The organism is Aphanothece microscopica RSMan92 (assembly GCF_046613545.2).
Lineage (GTDB): Bacteria > Cyanobacteriota > Cyanobacteriia > PCC-6307 > Cyanobiaceae > NIES-981.
This window is the reverse complement of sequence record NZ_JBKKKY020000072.1, coordinates 1-12,055: the sequence shown is the minus strand read 5'-3', so window position 1 is coordinate 12,055 and position 12,055 is coordinate 1. Positions and strand designations below refer to the sequence as shown.

Genomic DNA, 12,055 nt, shown 5'->3' with positions numbered 1-12,055 from the left:
TGCCCGGGCGGGGCCTTCGGCCGGACCTACGCCAGCCGCCTCGCGGAGCTGGATGTGGCCAGTCGGGGCTTTCTCACCGGCTCGATCGACCTGGTGTTCCGCCGGGGAGAACGCTGGTGGGTGGCTGACTGGAAGAGCAACTGGCTGGGGGATCGGGAGGCCGATGGTCGGCCGCGGGGCTGCGGCCCGCGGCACTACGGAACGGCCGCCCTCCAGGAACTGATGGCGGCCAACCACTACCCCCTGCAGGCCCACCTCTATCTGGTGGCCCTGCATCGGTACCTGCGCTGGCGCCTGCCGGGCTACGCCCCGACCCGCCATCTGGGGGGCTATGCCTACATCTTTCTGCGGGGCGTGCCCGGTGCCGACCCGGCGGCGGCCGAGGTCGCCGCAAGGGGTGGGGCCCTGCCCGGGATGGCGGTGGAACGGCCGCCGCTGCGGCGCATCCTGGCCCTGGATCAGGTTCTGGAGGGCCCGCCATGATCGGCCCTGCCCTGGAGCGGCCCGGCTGGTTGACGGCCCTGGCGACCTCCCTCGCCGAGTCCCTGCCGCGGCTGCATGGCTGTCCCCCCGATCCCGGGGTTGGTGCCGTCATCGAGGCCCTGACCGCCGCCCTGGCGGATGGCCAGCTCGAGCTGACGCTGGAGGATCCCAGCCATCGGCGGGCCCTGGCGGCCTCGCCGCTGACGGCCGAGCCCTGTGGCCCCCTGGTCCTGGAGGGGGACAGGGTGCTGTGGCGGCGCTGGCAGCGGCAGCGGGACACCGTGCTGGAGGCCCTGATCCGGCGGGCCGGAGCAGCGGCGGTGGACCCCGGCCACCAGGGGGATCAGCGCGAGGTCCAGGGCCTCGTGGCGCTCCACGCGGAGGGGCTGGATGCCGACCAGCGCCGTGCCGTGGCGGCGGTGCTTCGCCATCGCCTGGTGTTGCTCGAAGGCGGGCCGGGCACCGGCAAGACCAGCACGGTGGCCAGGATGCTGGCGGCCGTGCGCCTCCAGCATCCGGACTGCCGCATCCACCTGGCGGCACCGACCGGCAAGGCCGCGGCCCGGCTGCGGACGGCGATCAGCCCTGTCGCCCCGGACCTCCCCTGCAGCACCCTCCACCGGCTGCTCGAGAGCCGGGGAGAGGGCTTCGGCCGCAACCGCCGCCATCCCCTCGGCCTGGATCTGCTGGTGATCGACGAGGTGTCGATGGTGGATCTGCCGCTGATGGAGGCGGTGCTGGAGGCCCTGCCGGCCCCCTGCCGCCTGGTGCTGGTGGGTGATGCGGCGCAGTTGCCGCCGGTGGGTCCGGGCCCGGTGCTGCTGGAACTCCAGACCGCCAGCCGGCGCCAGGCCCTGGGGGAGGCAGCGGTGGAGCTGCGCACGGTCTACCGCAACAACGGGGCCATCGCGGCCGTGGCGGAAAGGCTGCGCTGCGCTGAAGCGGATCGCTCCCCCCTGGGCCTGGAGGAGCAGCTGGCCAGGCTGCCGGCCGAGGCGAATCTGCGCTGGCAGCAGGCGGCGCCGCAGCGGCTGCCGGCCTCCCTGCTGGCGCGGCTGCGGAGTCACCAGGCCAGGCTGCAGGAGCTCTGCCGGGGCCTCGATCCGCACGACAGCGCGGCCATCGCCCGGCTGCTGGGGGCGCTGGACTCCTGCCTGGTGCTGACCTCCCGGCGCCGGGGCCGATGGGGGGTGGACGCCATCCACCGGGCCCTGCTGGGCGAGGAGCAGGGCCAGCCGATCCGCGCCTGGCCCAATGGCACCCCGGTGCTGTGCCAGCACAACCTCAGCGAGCTGGGGCTGGCCAATGGGGATGTGGGCCTCGTGGTCGACAGGGGGGAGGGCCGGCGGCTGTTGTTTGCTCCCGCCGGGAGCGGCGACGGGCTCTGGATCCATCCGGCCCAGCTCCCCTCGCCCCAGCCGGCCCTGGCCCTCACCATCCACAAGGCCCAGGGGAGCGAGGCCGAGGAGGTCTGGGTGCTGATGCCCGACAGCGGCCGTCCGGTCAGCCGCCTGCTCTACACCGCCCTGACCCGGGCCCGCCGCCAGGCCTACCTCATCACCCCAGACTCCCCCCATGCAGACCAGCGGCAACGCCAGCTCCCCTGACAGCCTGCCCCGGGTGTCCCGCCCCTGGGGCTGGTTCGAGACCCTGGCCGAGGGTCTGGATTACCGCGTCAAACGGCTGCTGATCCAGCCGAGGATGCGCCTGAGTCTCCAGCGCCACCGGCACCGCTGCGAACACTGGGTGGTGGTGGCCGGCAGCGGCCTGCTGCACCTGGAGGGGCAGGACATTCCGGCGGAGCCCGGCACCACACTGTTCATTCCGGTTCGGGCCCTGCATCGGGCCAGCGCTGGGGCTGAAGCGCTGGTGATCGTGGAGGTGCAGCGGGGTGAGGAGCTGCGCGAGGACGACATCGAACGACTCGCCGATGATCACGGCCGTGCCGATGATCACGGCCTTGTGTTGGGTGATAGAATTTGAATTCAGCCTTTTTCAAGGGCAGGGCAGTTCAACGGACTGCGAGGTCGTACGGGCTCTGCGCTTCGTACCGAGCGGCACCATCGGGATCTGACCGGGTCCAGAAGGGTGATTCGCTGGTTGGTTGTCGAAAGGCGGGAGCCTGCAGCGGCGGCTTGATCTTGCACTCCACTGGTTCAGTGCATCTGGGTTTCTGCCGGCCTGCGTAGAAGGACATTCCCAGGCTTCCGCCTGTAGCCGGCCCACGTGAATCCTTTGACTGAACAGATCAGCGGCGTCGATTTCCCCTGCCCTGCCGCCACCACCTCGCCCGACCTCACCAACGACCCGGCCAGCAGCGGGAGCAGCCCGGCCGCCGGCTTCGCCTCCTTCGGATTCGGCCCGGAACTGCTCGAAGCCCTTGCGGCGATCGGCTACAGCGAGCCCTCCCCGATCCAGAAGGCCGCCATTCCCGAGCTGATGCTGGGCCGCGATCTGGTCGGACAGGCCCAGACGGGCACCGGCAAGACGGCGGCCTTTGCCCTGCCGATGCTGGCGGGGCTCGATCCCGACCAGCGCAAGCCCCAGGTGCTGGTGCTGGCTCCGACCAGGGAGCTGGCCCTCCAGGTGGCCGAGGCCTTCAACAGCTACGCCGCCCAGCTGCCGCAGGTGCGCACCGTGGCCGTGTACGGCGGCGCCGATTTCCGCGACCAGATTCACCATCTGCGGCGCGGCGCCCAGATCGTCGTGGGCACGCCCGGTCGGGTGATGGACCACATGCGCCAGGGAACCCTCGACCTCTCGGGCCTGCGGGCCCTGGTGCTCGACGAAGCCGACGAGATGCTGCGCATGGGCTTCATCGATGACGTCGAGTGGGTGCTGGGGCAGCTGCCGGAACAGCGCCAGGTGGTGCTTTTCTCGGCCACCATGCCCGCCGAGATCCGGCGCATCTCCCAGCAGTACCTCAACAGCCCGGCGGAGATCACGATCAAGCCCAAGGCGGCGGACGCCAGCCTCATCCGTCAGCGTTTCCTCACGGTCCCCGCTCCCCTCAAGCTCACCGCGCTCGAGCGGGTGCTGGAGAGCGAGTGCAGCGAAGGTGTGATCATCTTCGCCCGGACCAAGGCCATCACCCTCACGGTGGCGGAATCCCTGGAGGCCCACGGCTACGACGTCGCCGTGCTGAACGGTGACGTGCCCCAGGCCCAGCGCGAACGCACGATCGAGCGGCTCAAGAGTGGCCAGGTGAACGTCCTCGTGGCCACCGATGTGGCCGCCCGCGGACTGGATGTGGAGCGGATCGGGCTGGTCATCAACTACGACATCCCCTTCGACAGCGAGGCCTATGTGCATCGCATCGGCCGCACCGGCCGGGCGGGGCGCAGCGGCGACGCCATCCTGTTCCTCACGCCGCGGGAGCGCCGCTTCCTGGGCGGGCTTGAGCGGGCGGTCGGCAAACCGATCGAACCGATGGAGGTGCCGAGCAACGCCACCATCAACCAGAACCGCCTCGATCGCCTGCGTCAACGGCTCACCGGAGCCCTGCAGGGCTCCGGTGTCAGCGCCGAAGAGAAGGCCCTGCTGAGCGAGATCGTGCAGCGGGTCGCCCAGGAACAGGGCTGCACCCCTGAGGCCCTGGCCCTGGCGGCCCTGGAACTCAGCCTCGCCGGCAAGCCGCTGCTGCTCCAGGGCCATGAGGACTTCTCCCAGCCGCGGGCCCAGGGGCCCGGTCGCGGCGAGGGCAGGGAGATCGTCGGCCGCGGGGAAACCCGTCGTGGCCGTCCCGAACGGCCCATGGGCGCCCCCGAGGAGAACATGGACCGCTTCCGGGTCGAGCTGGGCTGGCGGGATCGGATCAAGCCCGGCAACCTCGTCGGGGCCATCGCCAACGAGACCGGGCTGAACGGCCGCGCCATCGGCCGGATTCAGATCTTTGATGCCCACAGCATCATCGACCTGCCCAAGGGCATGCCCGAGGAGGTCTTCCAGGGTCTGCGTGAGTTACGGGTCCTGAACAAGCCCCTGCAGATCTCCCGCTTCCGCGGCTGATCAGCGGCTCCACAGGCCCCACTCAGAAAGCTGGCCAGGAGGCTGGCGTGGTGCAGAAAAGCCCTGGCGAGCCCTTCCGGGCACGTCAGGGCTTTCGGGCGGGTCCTCCCCCGCCGATCAGGGAGTGCTCAGGCGCAGAGCCGGGTCACCTCCCCCAGCGAGACTGAGGTGATCTCAGTCAGGGACAGGGATTCCACCGCGGCGATCAACGAGGTCTGCACCTCGAGCGCCTCGGTCTGGACCAGGCTCTGCAGCAGATCAAAGCGATCCTGGGGAGCAAGCTCACCGTCCTCGCTCCAGGCGAGGCTCCAGGGGACAGGGGCCGTCATCTCAACCACGCGTCGGATCAGGGTTTGCTGACAATGGGGCACTCTCAGGGATCGCCGGCGCTTCTACAGGGTCTCTTCAGAACCCCTTCAAGCTTCTCCATATACGGTCCGACCAAGACCTAGGGTGGATGGTGATCCCAGGTCGGTTCTGCTCCCTGAGGGTTCGCCCAGCTCCCACTGGCCATCCCTGGTAACGGCAGCATCACCCGGATCAGTTCCAGGCTTTGCTCCATTAATGACCATCTACGTTGGCAATCTCTCGTTCCAGGCCGAACGCGAGGATTTGCTTGATCTCTTCGGCCAGTACGGAGAGGTGCGGCAGTGCAGCCTGCCGCTCGACCGCGAGACCGGCCGCAAGCGCGGCTTCGCCTTCGTCGAACTCAGTGACGACGCGGCGGAACAGAAGGCCATCGACGACCTTCAGGACGTCGAATGGATGGGTCGGATGATCCGGGTGAACAAGGCCACCCCCCGCGAAGGCGGCGGTGGTGGTGGCGGTGGCCGTGGTGGCTACGGCGGCGGCAACCGGGGTGGCGGCGGCTACGGCGGCGGCGGTGGTGGCGGTGGCGGCAACCGCTGGTGACAGCGGGCTGAACCCTGCAGAGCAGGCCCCGGCCAGCGACTCCCCCGCCGCGGCCTTCACCCCTCGACCCCCCGGACACTGGCCACGGCCGGTGCCGGGGGGTCTTCTCCTCGGGTCGCCGATCGGCCGCGGGAGAGTGGGGGCCCCGTTCCCAGCACCTCGGCCGCCATGCCGTCCCCGGCCTCTCCCCATCCCCCGGCGCTGAACCGGCTGCTCTCTGCCCTGCGGCCCCACCGCCGCCTGGTGGCGCTGGCGGCCGGCTGCTCGGTGCTCAACAAGCTGTTCGACCTGGCCCCGCCGGTGCTGATCGGCCTGGCCGTGGATGTGGTGGTGCAGCAGGACAGCGGCTGGCTCGGCCGCTGGGGCATCACTGGCGTTCCCAGCCAGCTCGGGGTGCTGGCGGTGCTCTCCTTCCTGATCTGGAGCGCTGAGTCCCTGTTCGAGTACCTCTACGGGGTGCTGTGGCGGAACCTGGCCCAGACGGTGCAGCATGAGCTGCGCCTCGAGGCCTACGACCATCTCCAGAAACTGGAGATGGCCTACTTCGAAGCCAGCAGCAGCGGCCGTCTGATGGCGGTGCTGAACGACGACATCAACCAGCTGGAGCGGTTCCTCGACCACGGCGCCAACGAGATCCTGCAGCTGATCACCACGGTGCTGGCCGTCGGTGGCGCCATGGTGGTGCTGTCCCCGACGGTGGCGGGGGTGTCGTTCCTCCCCATCCCCGTGATCCTGTGGGGCTCCCTGCGCTTCCAGAGGCGCCTGGCGCCCCGCTACGCCGCCGTGCGGGAGCAGGCCGGCGATCTGGCCAGCCGACTCAGCAACAACCTGGGCGGCATGCTCACGATCAAGAGCTACACCGCCGAAGCCTGGGAGCTGGAGCGGCTGCGGCAACAGAGCCAGGCCTACCGCCAGGCCAACCGGCGGGCCATCAGCCTGTCGGCCGCCTTCGTGCCCTTGATCCGCTACGCGATCCTGTTCGCCTTCATCGCCATCCTGGTGATCGGCGGCCTGCAGGCCTGGCAGGGCACCATCGCGACAGGCACCTATGCCTTTCTGGTCTTCATCACCCAGCGCCTGCTGTGGCCTTTGACCACCCTGGGCCGCACCCTCGATGACTACCAGCGGGCGATGGCCTCCACCAACCGGGTGCTGGACCTGCTGGCCACGCCGGTGACCATTCCCAGCGGCCGGCAGCCCCTTCCCGCCGAACGGGTGCGGGGCGACATCCGCTTCGACGCGGTGGCCTTCGGCTACCCGGGTCGGGAGCCGCTGCTGGATGGCTTTGACCTTGCCATCCCGGCCGGGAGCACCCTCGGCATCGTCGGCTCCACCGGCTCCGGCAAGAGCACCCTGGTGAAGCTGCTGCTGCGCCTCTACGAGATCCAGGCCGGCCAGATCCGCCTCGATGGCATCCCGATCAGTGACCTGCGGCTGGAGGACCTCCGCCGGGCGATCGGCCTGGTCAGCCAGGACGTGTTTCTGTTCCACGGCTCGGTGGCGGAGAACATCGGCTACGGCAGCTTCCAGGCCAGCCGCGGCGCCATCGAGCAGGCAGCACGCCAGGCCGAGGCCTCCCGCTTCATCGAGGCCCTGCCCCAGGGGTACGACACGGTGGTGGGCGAACGGGGCCAGCGGCTCTCGGGCGGCCAGCGCCAGCGGATCGCGCTGGCCCGGGCCATCCTCAAGAATCCCCCCGTTCTCGTTCTGGATGAGGCCACGGCCGCCGTCGACAACGAGACCGAGGCGGCCATCCAGCGCTCACTTGAGCTGATCACCGCCAACCGCACCACCCTGGTGATCGCCCACCGCCTCTCCACGGTGCGGCATGCCGACCGGATCGTGGTGATGGAACACGGGAGGATCGTGGAGAGCGGCCGCCATGAACAGCTGATCGCGGCCGATGGGGCCTATGCCAATCTCTGGCGAGTCCAGGCCGGCCTGCGCAGCGGTGAGGTCCTCAGCTTCTAGTGGCTCTGCGGCTACCGGGCCCCGGTGCGAGGTGCAATAGCTTTTCGGAATGAAGACATCAGCGGTCAGGCAGGCCCCCACCCGGCAGGTGCGCAGGCGCGGTCAACGGGGTCCCCTGCTGCTGGCCATGCTGATCGGCCTGACGGGAGGCCTGTTCGCCTCCATGCCGCTGGCCAAGTGGCTCAGCAGCAACCCGCTGCCCAGCAATCCCCGCATCACCAATCCCTTCGCCGCCTGGAATGGCATCGGCGACCAGAACATCCTGCTGCTGGGCACCGATGTGGGCGGCGGCAACACCGATGTGATCGCCACCCTGCGCATCGATGGCGGCGTCACCCGGATCACCCAGGTGCCGCGGGACACCTACATCGAAGCCGAGGGCTACGGCCCCCAGAAGATCAACGCCCTCTACGCGATCGGGGGCACCGAACTGCTCGAACGGGAGCTTTCCCGCAAGATGGGGCGCCCGATCACCCACCACGTGGTGGTCAACCTGAGCGCGATCCGCCGCATGGCGGATGCCCTGGGCGGGATCGAGGTGGATGTTCCCAAGCGGATGTATTACACCGACAACAGCCAGGGTCTCTACATCGATCTCCAACCCGGCCCCCAGAACCTCAAGGGTCGGGACCTGGAGGGATTCCTCCGCTTCCGTCACGACGAGTGGGGGGACATCGGCCGGATCGAACGCCAGCAGCTGGCGCTCAAGGCCCTGTTCCGCAAGCTCACCAGGCCCGAGCATCTGGTGCGCCTGCCGATCCTGCTCGGTGCCGGCGGCAAGGACCTCAAGACCGACCTGGGACCGATGGAGCTGGGCGGTCTGATCACCGCCATGGGCAGCACCCAGCTGGAGACGGAACGGCTCGGTGGCCGCCCCTTCATGCTCGACGGGATCAGTTACTGGGAGACCGACTGGCCGGGACCGAACGAGGCGGATCGGGACGACTTCGACAACCGCTACGTCTACTGAAACCGCTGCGACGCCTGAGTCCATGGCTGGGGCCCTCCCCGCCAGCCGCAGGGTCACGCTCTCCGGGGAGTTCCCGCCTGGGCGGCGGCGGATGCCAGCGCCGTCGCCAGGGGACGCAGCAGCGGAGGCACCTGGCTGAAGGCACCGCTGAAGCCCGTGAACACCCACAGCCCCGCCGCCCCCTCCACCGGGCCCACCAGGGGGCGGCCATCGGTGCAGAAGGCCACCGGGACCTGGCGGTAGGCACCGGCCGCGTCGGCCGGCACGGCTCCGAAGTCGTTCAGGCCCTGCCGCAGGCTCGCCTCCATCGAGGCAGGGTCCGGAGCAGGTCCCGCCGGATCGGGAGGCACCAGGGTGAGCTGGCCGGCCAGCCAGGCCGTGCCAGTGGGCACCAGGCCGGCATCGACGATGCTGGCGGGCTCCCTCAAGGTTGCGGCCCGCTGCTCCAGCTCCTGCCGCCGGAAGTGCCAGGGCAGCACCACCTGGGCCGGCCAGCGCATCCGCCACGGTGGAGGCTGGCTGAGCTCCAGCACCCCTGCCCAGCTGGTGCGCAGCCCGTCAGGCAGGGCGGGCCAGAGGCTGCGGCAGGCGGCACCCGCCGCCAGCACCACCTGCTCCGCCTCCAGGCAGACGGGCGATCCGGGCGTTACACGGTCAGCCGGATCGGCGGTGACCTCCAGCCTCCAGCCCAGGGCCAGCCGCCGGGGGGGAGCCAGGACGCGCCCGCACAGCCGGCGCACACCGGCGGCGTCGAGCAGGCGGGGCAGGACCTCCAGCAGGGTGGAGGCCTCCACCTGGGCCACCGGCAGCGGTAGCCGTCCCAGCCCCGCGGGCAGGCCGTGGAAGCGAGCCAGGCGGAGACGCAGCCCGAGCGGACCATGGCGCCGCTGCAGCGCCAGCCAGGGACCGATGGCCGTGAGCGGCAGGAGGCCATAGCTCAGGGCGGTGGCCCCGACAGGACCGGCATCGACCAGCCATGGTGGTGAACCCATGGCGGCGAGCTCGAGGGCCAGCAGGCCACCGGCCAGGCCCCCACCGACCACGACGACCCCGGCCTGTTCCGGGGTCGCCATCTCAGACCAGGAGGGTGAAGGAGCTCACCACCTGCTGGAACAGCTCCTTCACCTTCCCCCAGCGGATCTCGTTGGTGCTGGCCGCGAACGTGTAGAGCCGGCCGCGGTCCACCACCACCGTGGCGAGCTCGTGGCGGTCGCGATCCTCCAGGTGCACGGCGTACTCCAGGTCGTAGAAGGTGCGGCCGTCCTGAACCCGCTCCTCAGCCTGCAGGAGTTCGGCCTCGCGCCCGGTCCCCTCGGGCGCGATCACCCGGCGCCGCAGGGTCTCTCCCACCGCCACCGCACTGCCCAGGGCCGTGAGGTCACTGTCGGGGGTGACCTCCGAAATCACCAGGCTGAGGGTCTCGTCACTGTTGATCAGGTCGTGGAACACGACCTGGGGGCCGCCGCTCACCTGCACCCGGGTCCAGCCTGTCGGGTAGAGGAAGGCGAACCGTCCATCGGGGTTCTGGTAGCGGTTCAGACCGGCCGCACTCGCACTGCAACCCACCAGCACCACGGCCAGCAGAAGCGCCAGCACCCCCCGCAGCAGGGGCCTGGACAGCGTGCTGGAGGGGGGACTGGGCGGGACGGGCAGTGTGGGGGCCATGGCAACCGGGGCGGGGGGAGGAGCTGCCGCCATTCTGCTGGCCCCCCTGGCCGCAGCCTCGGCACCCCGCCTGATCCCGCTTACATTCGCGCCATCTGCGGCGGATCGCTGAGCGGCTTCACGCGCCCGTTGGCCCGATTGATCGATCAGTTCGAGCGGCTGCCGGGCATCGGCCCGCGGACGGCCCAGCGGCTGGCCCTTCACCTGCTGCGTCAGCCGGAAGAGCAGATCCGCAGCTTCGCGGAAGCCCTGCTGGCCGCCCGCAGCCAGGTGGGTCAGTGCCAGCGCTGCTTCCACCTGTCGGCCGAACCCCTCTGTGAGATCTGCCGCAACGAGGAGCGCCGCAACGGCCAGCTCTGCGTCGTGGCCGACTCCAGGGACCTGCTGGCCATGGAGCGCACGCGGGAATTCCGAGGCATCTACCACGTACTGGGCGGTCTGATCTCGCCCATGGACGGCATCGGCCCCGAACTGCTGCAGATCCAGCCCCTGGTGCAGCGGGTCGCGGACGACGGCATCACGGAGGTGATCCTGGCGCTGACCCCCAGCGTCGAAGGTGACACCACCAGCCTCTACCTGGCACGCCTGCTGAAGCCGTTCACCACCGTGAGCCGAATCGCCTACGGCCTCCCCATGGGCAGTGAGCTGGAGTACGCCGACGAAGTCACCCTGGCCCGGGCCTTCGAGGGCCGTCGCACCCTGGACTGATCCCGCCCCACCACCCCGCACCTGCTGGCCCGCACCTCCTTGCCCGCCCGGCTGGCGCGCTTGGCTGGGGACGCAACGATCTGCGTCGGGTCGGACACACCGTCGCCCCGCGAGCTGGGCTGCGGCGATGCTCAGAACATCCACACGCTTCCTGCTGGCAGCCCCGCGGAGGGAAGGCCCGGATCTCCGAGCGCTCCTCGCCAGGCCTGCCGATCGGAGGGGGCGCGAGGGCCCTGATCAGCCTCTGATCAGCCGCTGTCAACCCGTTCCTTCACGACCCCCATGCCCCTGTCCGAAGGGAGCGAGCAGTCGAGGGCCTTCGATCTGCTGGCCGGCTTTGTGGATCCCCCCAGCAGCCCAGGCCGACGGCGATGGCTGCCCACGGCCGGCACCCTGCCCCAGCTTGGTCACGCCGCTGGGCATCCTGCGGCGGTGCCGCTGACCGCGGCCCTGCGAAGCCTGGGGCAGGTGATCTTCATCAACAACCCGGTCAGTGGCCTGCTGCTGTTGCTGGCCCTGGTGTGGCAGGCCCCCGCCATGGGGCTCCTTGCGGCCGTGGGGATCGCCACGGCGAACATCACCGCCCGCTGGGTCGGCGCGGACCGCGGCGCCCGTCGCAACGGCATCTACGGGTTCAATGGCGCGCTCGTGGGCAGTGCCGCGGCCGCCTTCGCCGCCCTGAATGGCCCCCTGAGCCTGGTGGCGTGGATGGGGTGGGTGGCCGCCGGAGCGGCCCTCACCACCCTGCTCCTCGAGGGCCTCGGAGGCTGGCTCGTGGGTCGGCTCGGGGTGCCGCCCCTCACCCTGCCCTTCTGCCTGATCACCTGGCTTGTCCTGGCCGTGGTGATGGGCCTCGACCATCCGGCCCTCAGCCTGCTGGCCCAGGGCCCAGCGCCGGCCCAGGTGCCCTGGGGGCTGGGCCTGCTGGAGGGGGTGGTGCGGGGCTTCGGACAGGTGTTTCTCTGCTCCTCCCTGCCCAGCGGCCTGATCGTTCTGGCGGCCGTTGCCGCCGCCAGCCCCCTGGCCGCCCTGCTTGGGCTGGCCGGCGGCCTGGTCTCCAGCCTCACGGCGCTGGCCCTGGGCATGGATACCGGTGCCCTCGCCCTGGGTCTGGGCAGCTACAACGGCGTGCTCACCGCCATCGCGATCGGCGGCACCTTCTATGCCACGACCCGGGACAGCCTGGTGATCGCCCTGCTGGCGGCCGCGGGCTCGAGCCTGATCTCACCGGCCCTGGCCCAGGGCCTGGGCAGCGCCCAGCTGCCCGTGCTCACCCTGCCCTTCGTGCTGGCCACCATGACCACGATGGTGCTGGTGCGCCGGGCCCTTCCCTCCCTC

At 70.4% G+C, this 12,055-nt stretch carries 12 protein-coding genes; 9 read left to right on the top strand and 3 right to left on the bottom strand.

Translation table 11 applies throughout. The features are described from left to right. The 4 genes from ACLD7X_RS14350 to ACLD7X_RS14335 form a co-directional block, all read left to right on the top strand. Positions 1-483, top strand: a 483-nt coding sequence (locus tag ACLD7X_RS14350) for a PDDEXK family nuclease (RefSeq protein ID WP_411424340.1), incomplete at its 5' end; no start/stop codon positions are given. Beyond that, positions 480-2,090, top strand: a complete 1,611-nt coding sequence (locus ACLD7X_RS14345) for an ATP-dependent DNA helicase (RefSeq protein WP_411424339.1) — start codon at positions 480-482, stop codon at positions 2,088-2,090. The genes ACLD7X_RS14350 and ACLD7X_RS14345, both read left to right, overlap by 4 nt. Beyond that, entirely contained in the window at positions 2,059-2,466 is a 408-nt protein-coding gene (locus ACLD7X_RS14340; RefSeq protein ID WP_411424338.1) for a phosphomannose isomerase type II C-terminal cupin domain, read from the top strand. The genes ACLD7X_RS14345 and ACLD7X_RS14340 overlap by 32 nt, the downstream gene beginning before the upstream one ends. Before the next feature lie 252 nt (positions 2,467-2,718). Further along, on the top strand, positions 2,719-4,491 hold the full coding sequence (locus tag ACLD7X_RS14335; protein ID WP_411424337.1) for a DEAD/DEAH box helicase: 1,773 nt from the start codon (positions 2,719-2,721) through the stop codon (positions 4,489-4,491). 128 nt (positions 4,492-4,619) lie between these two features. Here the strand turns inward: ACLD7X_RS14335 and ACLD7X_RS14330 are convergent, their stop codons facing one another. Then, positions 4,620-4,820, bottom strand: a complete 201-nt coding sequence (locus ACLD7X_RS14330; protein WP_411424336.1) for a hypothetical protein — start codon at positions 4,818-4,820, stop codon at positions 4,620-4,622. Positions 4,821-5,055: 235 nt separating this feature from the next. On the opposite strand from ACLD7X_RS14330, the gene ACLD7X_RS14325 reads away from it, so the two are divergent. The 3 genes from ACLD7X_RS14325 (at position 5,056) to ACLD7X_RS14315 (ending at position 8,344) form a co-directional block, all read left to right on the top strand. Next, the gene (locus ACLD7X_RS14325; protein ID WP_411424335.1) at positions 5,056-5,403 is read left to right on the top strand and encodes an RNA recognition motif domain-containing protein; all 348 of its coding nucleotides are present in this window, start codon (positions 5,056-5,058) and stop codon (positions 5,401-5,403) included. Positions 5,404-5,571: 168 nt separating this feature from the next. After that, a complete protein-coding gene (locus ACLD7X_RS14320) occupies positions 5,572-7,374 on the top strand; it encodes an ABC transporter ATP-binding protein (RefSeq protein WP_411424334.1) in 1,803 nt (600 codons plus the stop codon). An 88-nt stretch (positions 7,375-7,462) separates the two neighbouring features. Beyond that, entirely contained in the window at positions 7,463-8,344 is an 882-nt protein-coding gene (locus ACLD7X_RS14315; protein ID WP_425625261.1) for an LCP family protein, read from the top strand. 53 nt (positions 8,345-8,397) lie between these two features. Here ACLD7X_RS14315 and ACLD7X_RS14310 read toward each other — a convergent pair whose 3' ends face one another. Together ACLD7X_RS14310 and psbP are read right to left on the bottom strand one after the other, a co-directional pair. Further along, positions 8,398-9,417 carry a hypothetical protein gene (locus ACLD7X_RS14310; protein WP_411424332.1) on the bottom strand — a complete coding sequence of 340 codons (1,020 nt, stop codon included), beginning with the start codon at positions 9,415-9,417 and terminating at the stop codon, positions 8,398-8,400. A 1-nt stretch (position 9,418) separates the two neighbouring features. Then, complete coding sequence (gene psbP, locus ACLD7X_RS14305; RefSeq protein ID WP_412006710.1) at positions 9,419-10,009, bottom strand: photosystem II reaction center PsbP; 591 nt, start codon at positions 10,007-10,009, stop codon at positions 9,419-9,421. A gap of 108 nt (positions 10,010-10,117) precedes the next feature. Between psbP and recR the strand changes: the two genes are divergently transcribed. Further along, positions 10,118-10,717: a recombination mediator RecR gene (gene recR, locus ACLD7X_RS14300; protein WP_425625266.1), complete on the top strand. Its 600-nt coding sequence runs from the start codon at positions 10,118-10,120 to the stop codon at positions 10,715-10,717. Between the two features lie 282 nt (positions 10,718-10,999). Continuing rightward, positions 11,000-12,055 (top strand): urea transporter (locus ACLD7X_RS14295; protein WP_411424329.1); only part of this gene is annotated, 1,056 nt, incomplete at its 3' end.

Bases quoted from the DNA above. Each gene is read 5' to 3' on its own strand.
- ACLD7X_RS14330 (WP_411424336.1), bottom strand. From the start codon at position 4,820: ATGACGGCCCCTGTCCCCTGGAGCCTCGCCTGGAGCGAGGACGGTGAG.
- ACLD7X_RS14320 (WP_411424334.1), top strand. From the start codon at position 5,572: ATGCCGTCCCCGGCCTCTCCCCATCCCCCGGCGCTGAACCGGCTGCTC.
- ACLD7X_RS14325 (WP_411424335.1), top strand. From the start codon at position 5,056: ATGACCATCTACGTTGGCAATCTCTCGTTCCAGGCCGAACGCGAGGAT.
- ACLD7X_RS14340 (WP_411424338.1), top strand. From the start codon at position 2,059: ATGCAGACCAGCGGCAACGCCAGCTCCCCTGACAGCCTGCCCCGGGTG.
- psbP (WP_412006710.1), bottom strand. From the start codon at position 10,009: ATGGCCCCCACACTGCCCGTCCCGCCCAGTCCCCCCTCCAGCACGCTG.
- ACLD7X_RS14310 (WP_411424332.1), bottom strand. From the start codon at position 9,417: ATGGCGACCCCGGAACAGGCCGGGGTCGTCGTGGTCGGTGGGGGCCTG.
- ACLD7X_RS14345 (WP_411424339.1), top strand. From the start codon at position 480: ATGATCGGCCCTGCCCTGGAGCGGCCCGGCTGGTTGACGGCCCTGGCG.